Source organism: Sorangium sp. So ce1036 (genome assembly GCF_051369805.1).
Classification (GTDB): domain Bacteria; phylum Myxococcota_A; class Polyangia; order Polyangiales; family Polyangiaceae; genus Sorangium; species Sorangium cellulosum_F.
Genome location: NZ_JBBMOX010000001.1, coordinates 6,975,885 through 6,994,047, shown reverse-complemented (window position 1 = coordinate 6,994,047; position 18,163 = coordinate 6,975,885). Strand labels below are relative to the sequence as shown.

Genomic DNA, 18,163 nt, shown 5'->3' with positions numbered 1-18,163 from the left:
CCATCGACGTGAATGGACGTGATCTCTTCCAAGCACCGCCGTGACGAGCGGCGCCGCATCGATCCGCAGCTCCGTCAGCTCGCCGAGGCCATCCCGCAGATGGTGTGGGTCGCCGGGAGCGGCGGTTCGTGCGATTACGTCAATGGCCGCTTCCGCGAGTACACCGGCCTGACGGTGGAGCAGGCGATGGACCTCGGGCTCTCCGCCGTCGTTCACCCGGACGACGCGGCCCGCGGCGCCGCCGCGTGGCGGGCCGCCGTCGAGGGGCGCACGGCGCTCGAGCTGGAGGTTCGCCTGCGTCGGCATGACGGCGCATACCGCTGGTTCCTGGGCAGGGCCGAGCCGCTCGCGGGCGGCGGCGGCCGGGCGGCCCGCTGGCTCGGCACGGCCACGGAGCTCGGCGAGGAGAGGCGGGTCGCGGAGAGCCTGCGCGCGAGCGAGGCGCGGCTGCGGCTGGCCCTCGCGGGCGGCCAGCTCGGCATCTGGGAGTGGGATCTGGCGAGCGGGCGCGTCCTCTGGTCGCCCGAGAGCTCCGAGAACGTGGGCATCGGCGAGCAGGAGCTCGGCAGCTCGCTGGACGATTTCATGGGGCTCGTGCACCCCGATGACAGGCGGGTCGTCTGGGGGCAGGTCGAGCGCGCGCTCCGCGGGGAGGGGACCTACTACACCGAGTATCGCATCCTCGACGCCCACGGGCGGGTGCGCTGGCTCTTCGGCCGCGCGCTGGTGCAGCGCGACCGCGACGGGCGGCCGCTGCGGATGGCGGGCGTGATCGGCGACATCACCGCGCGGAAGGTCTCCGAGCTGGCCCTCCGGGAGAGTGAGGCGCGCTTCCGCAACATGGCCGAACAGTCGCCCGTCATGATCTGGGTCACGGGTCCCGACGGGCGCTGCACGTACGGGAACCGGTGCTGGTTCGAGTTCTCGGGCCAGATCCTGGAGACCGCCGTCGGCCTCGGCTGGCTCGACGTGGTGCACCCCGAGGATCGCTCGGCCACGCTGGACGCGTTCCGGCGGGCCGAGGCGCGGCGCGCGTCGTTCAAGCTGGATTACCGGCTGCGCCGGGTCGACGGGGTGTACCGCTGGTGCATCGCCTCGGGCTCCCCGCGGCTCGGCCCGGACGGCGAGTTCCTCGGCTATGTCGGCTCGGTCATCGACATCACCGAGCGCAAGGAGGCGGAGCTCCTCTTGCGGGAGAGCGAGGAGCGATTCCGTCGCGCCGTGATGGCGATCCCGTTCCCCGTCATGATTCACGCCGACGACGGCCAGGTCGTCGCCGTCAACCCCGCGTGGACGGACATCACCGGTTACACCGCCCAGGAGCTCCCCACCATCGAGGCATGGCTCGACAGGGCGCACTGGGCTGAGAAGGACATGGTCCGCGCCAGGATCAACGCCCTGTACGCGCTGGAGGAGGGCACCGCCAGGGGCGAGATCGAGGCCACGATCACCACGGCGAGCGGCGAGCACCGTACATGGTTGTTCCGCGGGGCGCCGCTCGGAAAGGACGCGGCGGGCCGGCGGCTCGTCATCAGCATCGCCCACGACATGACCGAGAGGAAGCGCGTCGACGACGCGCTCCGCGAGAGCGAGGCGAGGTTCCGGATGCTCGCCGACTCGATGCCGCTGATCGTCTGGACCGCTCGCCCGGACGGACTCATCGATTATTACAACCGCAGGTGGTACGAGCTCACCGGCGTCCAGGAGGGAGCGGCGACCGGCGAGAGCTGGATCGCCTTCCTGCACGACGACGACCGCCAGCGGTGCGTGGGGCTCTGGCGCCATTCGGTCGCGACCGGCGAGCCCTTCGACATCAAATACCGCTTCTGGGATCTCGGCGCCCGCGCTCACCGCTGGTATCTGTGCCGCGCGCTGGCCGTCCGCGGGCCCGCGGGCGAGATCGTGCGGTGGTACGGCACCTGCACGGATATCCACGATCAGCAGTGCGCGGAGGCGACGCTGAAGGAAGCGGACCAGCGCAAGGACGAGTTCCTGGCGATGCTCGGCCACGAGCTGCGCAACCCGCTCGGGCCCATCCGCAACGCGGTCGAGATCCTGCAGCGGAACGGGCTGCCGCATTCGCTCCTCTCGCGGGCGTGCGGCGTGATCGAGCGGCAGGTCTCGCACATGGCGCGGCTGGTGGACGATCTGCTCGACGTCTCGCGCGTCGCCAGCGGCCGGATCCAGCTCCGCAAGGAGCGTTGCGATCTGACGCAGCTCGTCCGGCAGACCGCCGAGGACTACCGCGCCACGCTGGAGGCGAACGGCCTCACGCTCGTCGTGGAGGCCCCGGCCGAGCCGCTCTGGGTCCACGGCGACCACACCCGCCTGTCGCAGGCCCTCAGCAACGTGCTGCACAACGCCGGCAAGTTCACCGATCCCGGCGGGCGGGTGACGGTCAGCCTGTCGGCGGCGTCGGAGGGCTCCGCCGTGATCCGCGTCCGCGACACGGGCATCGGCGTGGATCCGGCGATGCTGTCGCGCATGTTCGAGCCGTTCAGCCAGGCCGATCGCAGCCTGGAGCGCAGCCGGGGCGGGCTCGGGCTGGGCCTCGCGCTCGTGAAGGGCCTCGTCGAGCTCCACGGCGGCGCGGCCTCGGCCGAGAGCGCGGGCGTCGGCCACGGGACCGAGGTGCGCCTCAGCCTGCCGCTCTCGCGAGGGCTCGAGCCGTCTCCCGACCGCGCTGCGCCGCCGTCGGCCGTCGACGCGAGGCCGCTGCGCGTCCTGATCATCGAGGACAACGCCGACGCCGCCGAGAGCCTGCAGATGCTCCTCGCGATGGATGGCTATCAGGTCGAGGTGGCCCTGTCCGGGCCTGCCGGCGTGGAGGCGGCCCGCTCGTTCCGGCCGGAGGTCATCCTGTGCGATATCGGCCTCCCCGGCGGGATGGATGGATATGGCGTGGCGCGGGCCCTGAAGGGGAGTCTGGGCTTCGCCCCCTCGCTCATGATCGCCCTCACCGGCCACGGCCGGGAGGAGGACCGGCGCCGGTCCCGGGAGGCTGGCTTCGACATGCACATCATCAAGCCGATCGATCCGAGCTCCCTGCAGGACGTGCTGGCCTCCGTCGCCACACGGACGTGAGGCGGGCGGGGCGAGGCCCCTCTCCACCCCGCCGGCTCGCCGGGGCGATGTGGTCCGCTCGCACACCGGTGCTGGCTCGACCTTTGAAGGCACCCCGGGCCCAGCGCGGAGGATCATGGAGCGATCGGGCACGAGCTCAGCGGGGCGGGAGGGCAGGGGGCGGCGCCGCGGCGACCCCGCGCGGTGGCTCCGCCGCGCGGCCTCACGCGACCCGCACGGGCGGCCCGCCAGGATCGCGCGGATGCGCCTGGAGGTGGCCGGCCTCTTCGGCGACCCCGCGCGCGCGGCGCGCATCGAGCGGGACCTCGCCGCGATCCCCGGCGTCCTCTCGGCGCGGGCGAGCGCCCGGACCGGGCGGGTGCTCGTGCGGCTGCCCGAGTGCGCGGCGGAGGCGGCGCGCGCTGTGCTCCGCGCGCACGCCGTGCCCGGCGCCCCGCCGCCGCCCTCCGCGCGCCGCCTCGCGCTGACCGTGGCCCAGGGCGTGCGCGGCCTCCTCCGCGGCGCGCGCCGCCGCGCGGCCCCCGCGGGCGCGGCGCGTGACGAGCGCCCCGCGCGGCAGGCGCTGGCCGGGGGGCGTGCGGGGAGAGCCCACGCCGCCGCTCCCGCGCGCGTGCGGGGGGGACGCGCGGAACGCGTGGAAGAGACGGCCCACGCCGCCGAGGCGCCCGAGGTCGCCCGCTCGCTCGACGTGGACCCGGCCGTCGGCCTCGGCGCCGCCGAGGCTGAGCGTCGCCTCCGCGAGGTCGGCCCCAACGTGCTCGCGGGCGTCGCGAGCCGCTCGTCGCTCGAGATCCTCGCCGGCCAGATCGTCACGGTCCCGACCGCGCTGCTCCTCGGCGCCGCGGGCCTGTCGCTCGCGCTCGGCGACCTGCTCGACGCGAGCGCCGTTCTCCTGGTCATCGGCGCGAACGCCGCGATCGGGACCTACACCGAGTCGCGCGCCGAGGAGCTCCTGCACGCCTGGGGCGACCTCCGGGTGGAGTGGGCGCGCGTCGTGCGCGACGGGCGCGAGCAGCGGCTCGCGGCGTCGGAGATCGTGCCGGGCGACGTGCTCGCGCTCCGGGCCGGCGAGCCGATCGCCGCGGACGCGCGCGTCGTCCGGGCGCGCGACCTCGCCGCCGATGAGAGCACGCTGACCGGCGAGAGCGAGCCCGTCGAGAAGAGCCCGGCCCCGGTCGACGAGGGCGCGCCGCTCGCCGAGCGCCGCAGCATGGTGTACGCGGGCACCGTCGTCGCCTCGGGCGAGGGCGCGGCCGTGGTGGTCGCGACCGGCGGGCGGACCGAGCTCGGCGACATCCAGCGCGCCCTGTCCCGCGAGGGGGAGCGCACCCCGCCGCTCGAGCGGGAGCTCGCCTGGATCGGCCGCCGCCTCGCGGCCTTCGCGCTCGCGAGCTCGTCCGCGGTCGTGGCGGTCGGCCTCGCGCGGCGGAGGCCGCTCCGCGTCCTCGCGCGGAGCGCCGTCGCCCTCGGCGTCGCGGCCATCCCCGAGGGGTTCCCCGCCGTGGGCACCACCGCGCTGGCGCTCGCGAGCCGGCGCCTGCGGGGCCGCGGCATCGTCATCCGGCGGCTCGCCGCGGCCGAGACGCTCGGCGCGGTGACCGTCGTGTGCGCCGACAAGACCGGCACGCTCACCGAGAACCGGATGCGCGTCGCGGAGATCTTCCTCCCCGGCGAGGGGGTGCTGCGGGTCGACCGCGCCCCCGGCGGCGGCGCCGGGCCGGGGCGCGGCGTCGCGCTGCTCGGCGAGGACGGCCGCGCGGTCGAGGCCGGCGCCCCGCGCGTGCAGGCCCTCGCGCGCATCGCCGCGCTCAACGCCGACGTCGAGCTGAGCGACGTGGGCAAGGTCGTCCAGGGCAGCGGCACCGAGCGCGCGCTCGTCGAGTTCGCCCTCGCCGCCGGCTATCCCGTCTCGGCGCGGCGCGTGTCGGCGCGGCGCCTCAGCGAGGAGCGCCGCTCGGCCGAGCGGGCGTTCATGGTGACGGTCCACGACCACCCCGAGCTCGGGCACATCGAGCTCGTGAAGGGGGCGCCGGAGCAGGTGGTCGCGCGCTGCGATCTGCCCGAGGAGGCGCGGCGCGACGCGCTCTCGCTCAACGAGGCGATGGCCTCGCGCGGCCTGCGCGTCCTCGCCCTCGCGTGGCGGCGGAACGGCCGGCCCGGCAACGACGCGCCGCTCGTGCTCGCCGGGCTCGTGGGGCTGCGCGACCCGCCGCGCGCCGGCGTGAAGGCGGCGCTCGCCGCGCTCTCCCGGGCGGGCATCCGGACGCTGATGCTCACCGGCGACCAGGAGCGGACCGCGCGCGCGATCGGCGCCGAGCTCGGCATCCCGCCGGACGCGGTGCACAGCCGGGTCACGCCCGAGGCCAAGCTCGACATCGTGCGGGCGCTCCAGCGGCGCGGCGAGATCGTGGCGATGACGGGCGACGGCGTGAACGACGGGCCGGCGCTGAAGGCCGCCGACGTGGGCGTGGCCATGGGCGGGGCCGCGCGGGAGCGGCGCGGGACCGACATCGCGCGGGCGGTGGCCGACGTGGTCCTCTCGGACGACGACCTGCCGAGCCTGACCGAGGCGGTCTGCGAGGGCCGGCGGCTGCACGACAACGTCCGCCGCGCCATCGCGTACTTCGTCGCGACGAACGCGAGCGAGGTGCTCACGATGCTGGCCGGCGCCGTGGCCGGCGCCTCGCCGCTCACGCCGCTGCAGCTGCTCTGGATCAACCTGCTCACCGACGTCGCGCCCGCGCTCGCGCTCGCGCTCGAGCCGGCCGAGCCCGGCGTCATGCGTCGCCCCCCGCGCGACCCCGCCGAACGGCTGCTGAGCCCGCGCGACCACCGCGCCCTGGCCGTGGACGCGGCGCTGATGTCCGGCGCGTCGCTCACGGCGTACGCGCTGGGCGGCCGGGCCACGGCGGGGACACGGGCGTTCACCGCGCTGGTCACCGCGCAGCTGCTCCACCTCCGCGCCTGCCGCGCCTGCGCCGGCGACGACGAGCGCGCCCCGCTGCCGTCGCCGCGCGAGGACAACCCGCACGTCGTCCGCGCGCTCGCCGCGACCTCCGCGCTCCAGGCGCTCGCGCTCGGCGTCCGGCCGCTCGGCCGCCTGCTCGGGGCCGAGCGCCTCCGCGCCGGCGAGATCGCGCTCGCCGTGGCCGCGGGCGCGCTGCCCTCGCTGCTGCGCGGCCCGGGGGGGCTCTTCGAGGGGCCGGGCCGCGACATCGTGATCGTCAAGGCGACGCGCGCGGAGCACGCCGCGCGCGCTGTTCCCACGGTTTCCACGCGCAAGGGAGGCACGCCATGATGAGGTTCCACCCGCCGTCGTTCGCCCTGGGGGTCGGCTGCGCCGTCGTCCTGATGGGCCAGAAGCAGCACCTCCGCCCGGTGGTCGTCGAGATCGCGGCGCTCGGGCTCCACCTGGGCAAGCTCGGCCTGGCGCTCGTCGAGCGCCAGCGCGAGCACGTCGAGGATCTCTGGGCCGAGATCGGCGAGCGCGTCCGGCAGCGGGCGCAGCGCGAGGCCCGGCCGGCGCCGCGCACGAGCAACGGCGCCGCCGATCTCCACAGCGAGCCGCCGTCATGAGGGCGCTCCCGGTGCTCGTCGCCCACGCCCTCGAGCGGCGCGTCCGCCTGCGCGCGCCCGTGCTGGCCGGCCACCGGCGCGCGTGCGAGCGGGTGGCCGAGCAGCTCGCGGCCGAGCCGGGCTGCGACGTCGTGACGGTCCGGCCGGCCACCGGCTCGGTGATCGTCGAGCGCGACGAGGGCGGGCTCGATCCGGAGCGGCTCCGCGGCCGGCTCGCGGAGCTCGTCAGCGCCTCGCGCGACGAGGACGGCCGCCCGCTCACGGCGCCGCGCCCGGGCTGCGAGCCCGGCCCGACGCGGATCGCGCGCGCCGTGGCGCACGCCTTCGTCGCGATCAACGCCGAGGTGCGGGAGGCGATGGATCATCGCGCGGATCTCGGCACGCTCCTGCCGGTCTTCTTCGCGACGGCGGGGCTGACCGAGATCGGCGTGACGCGCCGCCTGCCTGTGCCGGCGTGGTTCAACCTGCTCTGGTGGTCGCTGCGGTCGTTCATGACGTTCAACCCGGCGGCGCTCTCGGAGGAGCAACGGAACGCGGGCGCCGGCGGGGCGGGAGAGCCGGCCGGCGGGGCGGGTGAGGCGGGAGAGCCGGCGGCCGGGGCGGGTCGGACGGCGGCCGGGGCCGGCGGGGCGAGCGAGGCGGGGCAGCCGGCCGGAGGGGCCGGCGGGGCGGGCGCGCCGCGGCGTGGGCCGTAGCGCTACTGCGGGGAGTCGGGCCGAGAGGCGAACCGCCATGACGCCAAGGGCGCCAAGAAACCAGGGAAGTAGAAGGGGAAAATGGAGGGACAACCCTTCCCCTCTCTTCTTGGCGTCGTTGGCGCCATGGCGGTTCTTCTGCTGATCCAGGGCAACTTCCCGCAGGAGTGATAGCCGCGCGGCGGGGGCAGCGAGGCTGCCTCAGATCCATCGCGCTAGAAAAGCACGCTGTCTCCGTCCGGGCGCCTCGGCTCAGGGCGGCTCGCCGCCCCGCGCCTGGCTCGACGCTCCGCCGGTCCTTGCCGGACAGGCCCCTTGCGCTTTCGGTGCTCCCGTTGGAGGTGACGTGACGAGGAGCGGCGCTGCTTCTCGCAAAGACCCGGGAAGCGATTGAACCTCGCTGGCAGCGCGCGTACTTTTGTTCCAGGATCGTCGGCCCCGGATGCAGAGGGGGGACCCGTTGATGGCGCGATGGCAATCTCTTGTGTGGCTTGGCCTGGCCGTGGCGTCGTTCGCGGTGTCGCCTGGATGTAGCTGCGGGGATGGCGGCGCCTACGTCGGGTGGAGCGTGGCGGGCGACGGCGGCGCTGGCGGAGCCTCGGGCAGCGGCGGCGAGGGGGGCGACCCTCATGGGGCCGGTGGCAGCGGGGTCGGGGGCGGGGGGCAAGGCGGGACCACGGCCCAGGGCGTCACTGCGAGCGACGTGGTCAGCGCGGGCCGGGTGGTGAAGAGCCCGAGCTATCGCATGGTGTTCACGCTCGGCCAGCCGACGCAGAACCAGGGAAAGACGACCTCACCGAGCTACCGCATGCAGGGCGGCCTGGTCGGGGCGAACGGGAGCTTGCCATGAACGGGATGGGACCGCGCGTCCTTGCGATCTGTGTCCTCCTCGCCGCCTCCGCCGGTCTCGCGCGCAGCGCGGCCGCCGCGGTGCCGACGAGGATTGCGCACCAGGGGCGGCTCTTCAGCAGTGACGGCACGCCGGTCAATGACGTGCTCGAGGTCAAGTTCACCCTCTACGACGCCGAGGACGCCGAGGACCCGATCTGGAGCGAGTCGTACGCGCTCTCGTTCGAGGACGGTTATTTCTCCACGGTGCTCGCGTTCGACGCCGACGTCGCCGAGGAGGTCTTCAACGGCTCCATTCGCTATCTCGGGATCACGGTCGGGGCCGATCCGGAGATGGAGCCTCGCGCCGCGATCGGGAGCGTCCCCTACGCGCTGGTCTCGAACAACGCTGTCGGCGACATCACGCCGACCTCCGTGACGATCGGCGACCGGATCGTCATCGACAAGGACGGCAACTGGGTGGGCAGCCCGAGCGGGATCGCGGGTCCAGCGGGGCCGCAAGGGCCGGCTGGCCCGGCGGGGCCGCAGGGAGACCAGGGTCCGCAGGGAGACCAGGGTCCGCAGGGGCCGATGGGTCCGCAGGGGCCGATGGGTCCGCAGGGGCCGATGGGTCCGCAGGGCGAGCAAGGACCGCAGGGCGAACAGGGGCCGCAGGGCGAACAGGGGCCGCAGGGCGAGCAGGGTCCGCAGGGCGAGCAGGGGCCGATGGGGCCGCAAGGGCCGTCGGGCGTCGTCCTGACGCTGGAGGTGGTGGGCAACGTCGCCCCCACCATCACCGGCAACCGCTCCGAGTTTGTCTTCGTCGGTCCATCTGGGTCGGTGACCATCACCGGGGAGCGCCAGCGCGTGACCGGATCGGCCTCCGCTCCGCTCGGCCTGGTGTCGAGCGCCCCGGACCCTCAGACAGCCGGGGTCGGCCTCTGCTACCAGCGGGCGGGGGAGGTCCCGGGCCCTCTCGTCAACTTCTTCGGAGCCGGCTTCGCGAACCACTACTTCACGACGACCCGCGTGACCTACTCGGTCTCCGGCACGACGGTGCTCTCCGAGGGCACGTGGAACGTCGGCATGTGCGTCCTGAACAACGGCCCCAGCGCGATCGCCGGCAGGCACGCGACGGCCGGCGGTAGCATCGTGAACGGCTGGTTCATCGTGACGAGGGACGACTGAGGGCGCAGGCCATCGGCCAGCGCCGCGGATCGTCTCCGCCGTTCATGACGTGGGCTCGACCGCGCGGATCGCGCCGCGCGCCCGCGCGCCCCGAGCGGGGGCGCGCGGGCCGCGCCGTCAGCGCAGCGCCACCGGGCTCCGCGCGAGGTACTCGTCGTACGAGAGGGTGCGCAGGTCCTCGATCCGCTTCGCGCGCATCGCCGCGATGACGGCGCGCGCGAGCTGGAGGTCCGTGATGAGCGGGATGCTGGCGTCGACCGCGCGCCGCCGGATCAGGTACCCGTCCGGCCGGCCGAGCTGATCGTACTCGCGGGGGATGTTGATCACGAGGTCGACCTTCCCCTCCTCGATGGCGCTCATCGCCGTCTCCCCGTCATCGGGCCGCTTCGCGAGGCTCGTGCACTCGACCCCGATCGCCCGGAGCGCCTCGGCCGTGCCCGGCGTCGCGAAGATGGGCAGCTTCAGGTGCTCGGAGATGATGCGCGCCTCGTCCGCGAACCAGTACTTGTCCTCGAGCGGGCCGAGCGACAGGAGCACGCCCTTCCTGGGGAACCGGAAGCCGGTCGCGAGCAGCGCGTGGAGGAGCGCCTCGTGCATGTCGTCGCCGAAGCAGCCCACCTCCCCGGTGCTCGCCATCTCCACGCCGAGCATCGGATCGGCCCCGACGAGGCGCGAGAAGGAGAACATCGGCGCCTTCACGCCGACGTAATCGAGGTCGAGCCCGCGGTTCTCGACCGGCTGCGACACGCCGAGCATCCTGCGCATCGCCTCGCGGACGAAGTTGTTCCCCGTCACCTTGGAGACGAAAGGGAAGCTCCGCGACGCGCGCAGGTTGCACTCGATCACCTTCACCATGTTGTGCTTGGCCAGAAACTGCATGTTGAACGGCCCGGTGATCGAGAGCGCGCGCGCCACCTGCTGGGCGATCTGCTTGATCCTGCGGATCGTGCCGATGTAGAGCGACTGCGGGGGCAGGACGAGCGTCGCGTCGCCGCTGTGGACGCCCGCGTTCTCGACGTGCTCGCTGATCGCCCAGAGGACGAGCTCCCCGCCGTCGGCGACCGCGTCGATCTCCACCTCGCGGGCGTGGCTCTCGAACTTCGACACGACCACGGGGTAGACGGGGGAGACCGCCTTGGCCCGCGCGAGGATGCGCGCGAGCTCGTTGGGCTCGTGCGCCACGCTCATGGCCGCGCCGCTCAGCACGTAGCTCGGGCGCACGAGGACGGGGAACCCGCCGAGCTTGTTCACGATCTCGCCCGCCTCGGCCGCGTCGGTGACGTGGGCCCACCGGGGCTGATCGACGTCCAGCCGGTCGAGCAGATCGCTGAACTTCTTCCGGTCCTCGGCCGCGTCGATGCTCCCCGCGCTCGTGCCGAGGATCCGCGCCCCGGCCTGGTGCAGCCGGAGCGCCAGGTTGTTCGGGACCTGCCCGCCCATGCTGACCACGATGCCGTACGGCTGCTCCCGCTCGTAGATATCGAGCACCGTCTCGAAGCTGATCTCGTCGAAGACCAGCTTGTCGCAGGTGTCGTAGTCGGTGCTGACCGTCTCCGGGTTGTAGTTCAGCATCATGGTCTCGTAGCCGAGCTCCGCGGCCGCGCGGATCGCGTTCACGCAGCACCAGTCGAACTCGACGCTCGAGCCGATGCGGTACGCGCCGGAGCCGAGCACCATGATCTTCTTCCGCCAGGACGGCGCGACGTCCGTGGCCGACGCGTGGTAGCTCGCGTAGAGGTAGTTGGTCTCGGCGGGGAACTCGGCCGCGAGCGTGTCGATCTGGGCGAGGTGCGGGACGACGCCGTACCGCTTCCTGAGCTCGCGGATCGACCCCCGCGGCGCGCTCGTCAGCGTGCCGATCATCCGGTCGCTGAACCCGAGCTGCTTCGCCTCCCGGAGCGTCGCCTCGTCGAGCGCGGGCTTCTGCGCGGCCGCGGGCCTGTCCGGCTGCGCCGGGGCGCCGACGCTGAACGTCCCGAGCTCGCGGTGCATCCGCACGATCGGCTCGATCTGGTGCAGGAACCACCGGTCGATCTTGGTGAGGTCGTGGATCTCGTCGACCGACATCCCCTCCTTGAGCGCGCGGGCGACGGCGAAGATCCGGAGCGGCGTCGCGTTCGTCAGCTCGTCGCGGAGGTCGTCGAACTTGAACGCGTCGGGGTCGAGCCCCTTCACCCCGATGTCGAGCATCCGGAGCGCCTTCTGGATGACCTCGGGGAACGTCCTGCCGATGGCCATGACCTCGCCGACGCTCTTCATCTCGCTGCCGATCCGCATCGAGGCGCCGCGGAACTTGCCGAGGTCCCAGCGCGGGACCTTGCAGACGATGTAGTCGAGCGCCGGCTCGAAGAACGCGGTCGTCCTGCGGGTGATCGCGTTGGCGATCTCCGGCATCGTGTAGCCGACGGCGATCTTCGCGGCGACGTAGGCGAGCGGGTAGCCCGTCGCCTTGCTGGCGAGGGCGCTCGACCGGGAGAGGCGCGCGTTCACCTCGATGACCCGGTAGTCGCAGCTGTGCGGGTCGAGCGCGTACTGGATGTTGCACTCGCCCACGATGCCGAGGTGGCGGATGGTCTTCAGCGCGACGGAGCGGAGGAGCTGGTACTCCTCGTCGTTCAGCGTCTGCGACGGGGCGACGACGATCGACTCCCCGGTGTGGATCCCCATCGGATCGAGGTTCTCCATGTTGCAGACGGTGATGCAGTTGTCGCGCCCGTCGCGGACGATCTCGTACTCGATCTCCTTCCAGCCGCGGAGGCACTCCTCGACGAGCACCTGGGGCACGCCGCCGTCGAAGCCGCGCCGCACGGCCTCCTCGAGGTCGCGCTCGCTCTCGACGATGCCGCTGCCCTTGCCGCCGAGCGCGTAGCCGCCGCGGAGCATCACGGGGAAGCCGATCTCGCGCGCCGCGGCGATCGCCTCGGCCGGCGTGCGGCAGGCGCGGCTCCGCGCGGTCTTCACGCCGATCTCGTCGAGCCGGTCGATGAAGAGCCGCCGGTCCTCGGTGTCGCGGATGGCCTTGATCGGCGTGCCGAGCACCCGCACGCCGTACTTGTCGAGGATCCCGGCGTCGTGGAGCTCGAGCCCGCAGTTGAGCGCGGTCTGCCCGCCGAAGGAGAGGGCGATCGCGTCGACCTCCTCCTTGACGATGATCCGCTCGACGAACTCCGGGGTGACCGCGCAGAGGTGGATGCGGTCGGCGAGCCCCTCGCTCGTCTGGATGGTGGCGATGTTGGGGTTCACGAGGACGGTGGCGATGCCCTCTTCCTTGAGGGCCTTGATCGCCTGCGACCCCGAGTAGTCGAACTCGCCTGCCTGGCCGATCTGGAGCGCGCCGGAGCCGAGCACGAGCACGCGCCGAGGTTTCTTGGGGAGATAGGCGCCGTACATGACTCAGCTCCTTCCTGTGGACGTGGTGCGGAGGTCCGCGGTCGCGGTCCCTGCCTGCGTGGACCGGGGGTTGGCGGGGCCCTTCATCGCGCCGCAGAGGCGCAAGAAGTCGTCGAAGAGGTACGCGGCGTCCTGGGGCCCGGGCGTGGCCTCGGGGTGGAACTGGACGCTGAAGAAGGGGCGCAGCCGCGAGCGGATGCCCTCGTTGGTGCCGTCGTTGATGTTGACGAACCAGGGCTCCCACTCCGCGGGCAGCGACTCGTGCCTCACCGCGTAGCCGTGGTTCTGGCTGGTCACGTAGCAGCGGCGGCTCAGGAGGTCCTGCACCGGCTGGTTCACGCCGCGGTGGCCGTACGGCAGCTTGTAGGTGTCGCCGCCGGCGGCGAGCGCGAGGATCTGGTTGCCGAGGCAGATGCCGAAGATCGGCTTGTTGTACGTGCCGAGCAGGCCGCGCACCGCGGCGACCAGCGGGCCGAGGTCCTTGGGGTCGCCGGGGCCGTTGCCGATGAGGATGCCGTCGGCGGCCTCGGCGAGCTCGGGGATGCGCGCGTGCGCGTGGTAGGGGACGCGGATGACGGAGACCCCGCGCGAGAGGAGCGAGCGGACGATGTGGTCCTTCGCGCCCGCGTCGAGCAGCAGCACCTTGAGCGGGCCGCCCTCGTACGTGATCACCTCGCGGGGCGCGACGAGGCGGAACACCTCCTCGCGCATGTCCACGGCCTCCGCCGAGCGCTTGACCCGCTCGAGGTCCATCTCGGCCGGGAACAGCCAGCCCTTCATGGTGCCGGCCTCGCGGAGCCGCCGCGTCAGCGTCCGGGTGTCGATCCCCGTGATGGCCGGGATGCCCTCGCTCGCGAGCCAGGCGCCGAGCGAGCGGACCGCGGCGTGGTGGCTGTAGCGCTCCACGTAGCTCTGGACGACGAGCCCCTGCACCTGGATCCGATCGGCCTCGTAGGGCCCGTCGATGCTGCCGGTCGGTCTCGGCGCGGGGACGCCGTAGTTGCCCACGAGCGGGTACGTCAGCGTGAGGATCTGGCCTCTGTACGAGGGATCCGTCAGCGTCTCGACATATCCCGTCATTCCGGTGTTGAAGACGACCTCGCCGCTCACCGCGCGAGGGGCGCCGAAGCACCGGCCCATCATGGTCGTGCCGTCTTCCAGTACGAGCTTCATCCGATTCGCATCCATCCTCTTTGACCGCCTGGGCCGCCGCGGCGCGGACCCTTACGCAGGAGGGGCCGTGAGCGCAGAAGACAGCGCTCTGGGCCCGTGGGGTACCAGGTCCGCGCGCGCACGCCGCGCGGCGGGGCGGCATCATGCTCGAGGCATGGCGTCCAGGCACCCCCAGATGCCAGAGCCGCTTGCTCCGGCATCCCCGTCGGCGTGGGCAGGGCGCCCGCCGTCCCGTTCTTCCACATGGTCGGGGACGCCCATTTGCCGTCCCCTCGCTCCACGTCAACCAGGAACTTGCTCCCGGAGCGCGCCGACCGCTTTTCGGTGCTGCAGCACGCAGAAGATCGGCCGACCCCGAGCGGGCTCAGCCGGGGCGGCCAGCGGGCTCAGGGGGCCGCCGCGCCGCCCGCGTCGTGCCCGGGGACCCGCCCTCGCTCGAGATAGGCCTGCTCGAGCACGAGCACGTCCATCTTCGTCCGGAGGAAGCAGTCGAGCGCTTCCTTGGGGGTGCACACGATCGGCTCGCTCGCGTTGAACGAGGTGTTGAGGAGCACGGGCGTGCCGGTCAGCCGGCCGAACTCCAGCAGGAGCGCGTGGAAGCGCGGGTTCTCCCGGGCGGTGACCGTCTGGACGCGGCCGGTGCCGTCGACGTGGATCACGGCCGGGATCTCGGCGCGGCGCTCGGGCCTGATCCGGGAGACCTTGACCATGAACGGGTCGGGCGCGGGCTGCTCGACGTAGTCGCCCATGCGCTCCAGCGGGAGCGCGGGCGCGAAGGGGCGGAACATCTCGCGGCGCTTGATCCGCTCGTTCATGATGTCCTTGATGTCCGGCCGCCGCGGATCGCAGAGGATGCTGCGGTTGCCGAGCGCGCGGGGGCCCCACTCCATCCGCCCCTGGAACCAGCCGACGATCTTGCCCTCGCCGATCGCCCGGGCGACGCGGGAGATCAGGTCCTCGTCGGCGAGCGTCTCGAACGGGACCTGCTCCCGCCGGAGCAGCGCCTCGATCGCGTCCTGCGAGAACGCCGGGCCGAAGTAGCTGTGCGTCTGGTGGAAGCGGCGCGGCCTGTCGAGCTCGTGGTGGTAGACGTAGAGCGCCGCGCCGACGGCCGTGCCCGCGTCGCCGGCCGCGGGCTGGATGAACACGTCCTCGAACAGCCCTTTCGGCTGGATCTTGCCGGCGGCCAGGCTGTTGTATGCGCAGCCGCCGGCGAGGGCGAGGCGCGACGCGCCGGTGAGGTGCTTCGCGGTCGCGAGCACCTCGAAGAAGACCTCCTCGAAGGCCGCCTGCGTCGAGGCGGCGATCGCGGTGAAGCGGTCCTCCATGCGGCTCTTCGGGCTGCGGGCGGGGCCGAGCAGGTCGACCAGGAGCCCGGAGTGGATGGCGCCGTAGCGGGGCTCGCCCTCCCAGGTCATGGAGATGCCCTTCGTGTGGTGCTGGAAGTACTCGAGCCCGAGCTCGAACGCCCCGTCCTTGACGCGCACCACCTGCCGGAGCTTGTCGAGCAGCTCCGGCTGACCGTGGGCCGCGAGCCCCATGACCTTGTACTCGTCGCCGAACTTGGGGAAGCCGAGGTACTGCGTCATCCCCGAGTAGAACAGCCCGAGCGAGTGGGGGAAGCCGACGCGCCGGAGGATCTCCAGCTTGTTGCCGCGGCCGCGGGCCCACATCGTGCTGACGAAATCGCCGAAGGCGTCGATCGACACGACGGCCGCCTCGTCGAAGCCCGAGGGGAAGAACGCGGACGCGAGGTGCGCCCGGTGGTGCTCGACGTTGTGCGACACGGCGCGGAGGCGCTTCGGATCGACGCCGAGCGCGGCGCCGAGGTGCACCTTCGGGTCGCGCGCGCCGAGCGCGCCCTTGAGGAGCCCGGCGGGGGATCGCCGCGTCATCGCGTAGAGGAGCCTGTCGCCGAGGTGCGCCCTCGGGTCGCGCCCGAGCGCGATGTGATCGATGTCCTCGACGCGCGCGCCGGCGGCCTCGAGGCAGTACTCGACCGCGAGGCGCGGGAAGCCCGCGCAGTGCTTGATCCTGCTGAACCGCTCTTCCTCCGCCGCCGCGACGAGCTGCCCGTCGACGAGCAGCGCGGCCGACGCATCCCCGTGATAGGCGTTGATCCCCAGGATGAGCATTCCAGGGCCATCTTCCGGCGCCCCCGCGCGAGGGTCAAGGCGAGCCCTCGGCGTGATCGTGAGGCAAAAACGCGCGCCGCGCCGTAATGCGCGGCCGCGGGCGGCGCGCCTGCGTAGGCGCGTGCGCACGCGCGCCGCGACCTCAGATCTCCGCGAGCCGGATGGCCTCGAGGCGATCGCCCTCGTCGACGCGGTCGCGATCGGCCGGCACGATGACGAGCGCGTCGGCCTCGGCGAAGCTCGTGACCGCGCCCGAGGCCTGGTTCGGGGCGATGCGCGCGACGAGCTCGCCGCTCGAGATCTCGAGCCGGGCGCGGAGGAACTCGGCGCGCCCGGTCTGCCGCCGCAGCGCGCCGGCGGCGCGGACGATCACGCGCGGCGGCAGCGGGGCCGCGTCGCCCTGGAGCGCGCGGAGCAGCGGCACGCCGAAGAGGGCGAAGGTGAGCGACGCCGAGGCGGGGTTGCCCGGCAGCCCGAGCACGTGCACCGCGCCGCCCCTCGCGAGCTCGGCGCGGCCGACGGCGAGCGGCTTGCCCGGCTTGATCGCGACGCGCCAGAAGTCGAGCGTCACGCCCGCGGCCTCGAGCGCGGGGCGGACCACGTCGCGGTCCCCGACGCTCACGCCCCCGACGGTCACCACGAGATCCGACCCGCGCAGCGCGGTCGCCACCGCGCCCGTGGCGCGCGCGGCGTCGTCGGGCACGAACGGCGCGACGCGCACCGCCGCGCCCGCGGCGCGCGCGGTCGCGGCGACGAAGTAGCCGTTCGACTCCGGGACCGAGCCGGCGGGCCCGGGCGAGCCGGGCGGGCGCAGCTCGTCGCCGGAGCACAGCACCGTGACCACGGGCCGGCGCGCGACGAACAGGCTCGGGCGATCGAGCGCCGCCGCGAGCGCGACCCTCCCCGGCGAGAGGCGCGCGCCCCGCCGCAGCGCGACGGCGCCCTCCGCGAGGTCGGCGCCCCGGCGCCGCACCCAGGCCCCCGCGCGCGGCGCCTCGCGCAGGGTGATCTCGTCGCCGCTCCGCGGCGCGTCCTCCTGCGGCACGATCGCGTCGGATCCGGGCGGGAGCCGCGCGCCGGTGAAGATGCGGCACGCGGTGCCCGGCTCCAGCGTCGGCAGCGGGCCGCCGGCCGCGCTCTCGCCGCGCACGGGCAGCGTGAAGGGCCCGCCGCCGGTGAGCTCGGCCGACGCGACGGCGTAGCCGTCCATCGCGCTGTAGTCGAAGGCGGGCATCGGCTCGGCCGCCACGAGGTCCTCGGCGAGCACGCGCCCGGCCGCTTCCTCGAGCGGCACCCGCTCCGGGCCGACGGGGACCGCGGTCGCGAGCAGCCGCGCGAGCGCTTCCTCGAACGGGATCATCCGCGCCGCCCCTCGCGGCCGTCGCCGCTGCGCCGCGCGTGATCGTGGTGGTGGCCGCCCTTGCCGGACGCGAGCGCGACCGCGTGCCCGAGGACGGGGCCGATGAGCTGCGCGACGGCGAGCTCCACCGCCTTCGGGCTGCCCGGGAGCGCGATCACCACGAGCCCGCGCACGACGCCCGCGGCGGCGCGCGACAGGATCGCGTTCGGGCCGATGGCGTCCCAGCTCAGGCGCCGGAACGCCTCGCCGAAGCCGTCGAGCGTCTTGTCGAACAGCGGCGCGAGCGCCTCGATGGTCCTGTCGCGCGGCGCGATCCCGGTCCCGCCGGTGGTGACGATCGCGTCGGCCGACGCCGCGCTCGCGATCTGCTCGATCGCGGCCCGCAGGAGCTCGGGCTCCTCGCGGACGACGGCGTGGGACGTCACGGTGAAGCCGGCGCGCTCCAGGAGCTCGCCGAGGAGCTTGCCGCCCTCGTCGTCGTCGAGGGTGCGGGTGTCACTGAGCGTCAGCGTGGCGACGCGCACGGGGGAGCGGCTCATGCGGCAGATTTACGCCGCCCGCCGGCGGTTGGCGAACTCTTGACGGTGGCCCCGCGGGGCCGCGGCCTCCTCCATCCCCCATCCCCGCGCGCGAGGGCCGCGGCCGCCCGGGTGCGAGGTCGGTCGCGCCGCGGGGCGCCCGCGCGACGCGCGGCCTCCGAGGCGCCGCGCCGGTGTCATCGAGGGCCGATGGCT

General features: G+C 73.7%; 11 protein-coding genes. 6 read left to right on the top strand and 5 right to left on the bottom strand.

Features of this window, described 5'->3' with window-relative positions; all coding sequences use genetic code 11:
* Window positions 1–12: 12 nt before the first annotated feature.
* The 6 genes from WMF31_RS26235 (at window position 13) to WMF31_RS26210 (ending at window position 9,371) form a co-directional block, all read left to right on the top strand.
* The gene (locus tag WMF31_RS26235) at window positions 13–3,084 is read left to right on the top strand and encodes a PAS domain-containing hybrid sensor histidine kinase/response regulator (RefSeq protein WP_436604563.1); all 3,072 of its coding nucleotides are present in this window, start codon (window positions 13–15) and stop codon (window positions 3,082–3,084) included.
* Between the two features lie 241 nt (window positions 3,085–3,325).
* Window positions 3,326–6,382: a cation-translocating P-type ATPase gene (locus WMF31_RS26230; RefSeq protein WP_436604562.1), complete on the top strand. Its 3,057-nt coding sequence runs from the start codon at window positions 3,326–3,328 to the stop codon at window positions 6,380–6,382.
* Entirely contained in the window at window positions 6,379–6,660 is a 282-nt protein-coding gene (locus WMF31_RS26225; RefSeq protein ID WP_242516087.1) for a hypothetical protein, read from the top strand. The genes WMF31_RS26230 and WMF31_RS26225 overlap by 4 nt, the downstream gene beginning before the upstream one ends.
* A complete protein-coding gene (locus WMF31_RS26220; protein ID WP_436604561.1) occupies window positions 6,657–7,355 on the top strand; it encodes an HMA2 domain-containing protein in 699 nt (232 codons plus the stop codon). Before WMF31_RS26225 ends, WMF31_RS26220 begins: the two co-directional genes overlap by 4 nt.
* Window positions 7,356–7,839: 484 nt before the next feature.
* Window positions 7,840–8,205, top strand: coding sequence for a hypothetical protein (locus tag WMF31_RS26215; protein WP_436604560.1), 366 nt, complete (start codon window positions 7,840–7,842; stop codon window positions 8,203–8,205).
* Window positions 8,202–9,371 carry a collagen-like protein gene (locus tag WMF31_RS26210; RefSeq protein WP_436604559.1) on the top strand — a complete coding sequence of 390 codons (1,170 nt, stop codon included), beginning with the start codon at window positions 8,202–8,204 and terminating at the stop codon, window positions 9,369–9,371. The genes WMF31_RS26215 and WMF31_RS26210 overlap by 4 nt, the downstream gene beginning before the upstream one ends.
* 117 nt (window positions 9,372–9,488) lie before the next feature.
* Here the strand turns inward: WMF31_RS26210 and carB are convergent, their stop codons facing one another.
* The 5 genes from carB to WMF31_RS26185 all read right to left on the bottom strand — a co-directional run bounded on the left by carB (window position 9,489) and on the right by WMF31_RS26185 (window position 17,968).
* Entirely contained in the window at window positions 9,489–12,761 is a 3,273-nt protein-coding gene (gene carB / locus WMF31_RS26205; protein ID WP_436604558.1) for a carbamoyl-phosphate synthase (glutamine-hydrolyzing) large subunit, read from the bottom strand.
* A 3-nt stretch (window positions 12,762–12,764) separates the two neighbouring features.
* Window positions 12,765–13,934 (bottom strand): glutamine-hydrolyzing carbamoyl-phosphate synthase small subunit, encoded by a 1,170-nt coding sequence (carA, locus tag WMF31_RS26200; protein ID WP_436604557.1) that lies wholly within the window; start codon window positions 13,932–13,934, stop codon window positions 12,765–12,767.
* Between the two features lie 386 nt (window positions 13,935–14,320).
* Window positions 14,321–16,069 carry a carbamoyltransferase family protein gene (locus WMF31_RS26195; RefSeq protein WP_436604556.1) on the bottom strand — a complete coding sequence of 583 codons (1,749 nt, stop codon included), beginning with the start codon at window positions 16,067–16,069 and terminating at the stop codon, window positions 14,321–14,323.
* A 142-nt stretch (window positions 16,070–16,211) separates the two neighbouring features.
* Window positions 16,212–17,429: a molybdopterin molybdotransferase MoeA gene (locus WMF31_RS26190; RefSeq protein WP_436604555.1), complete on the bottom strand. Its 1,218-nt coding sequence runs from the start codon at window positions 17,427–17,429 to the stop codon at window positions 16,212–16,214.
* Window positions 17,426–17,968: a MogA/MoaB family molybdenum cofactor biosynthesis protein gene (locus WMF31_RS26185; RefSeq protein WP_436604554.1), complete on the bottom strand. Its 543-nt coding sequence runs from the start codon at window positions 17,966–17,968 to the stop codon at window positions 17,426–17,428. The genes WMF31_RS26190 and WMF31_RS26185 overlap by 4 nt, the downstream gene beginning before the upstream one ends.
* Window positions 17,969–18,163 lie beyond the last annotated feature (195 nt).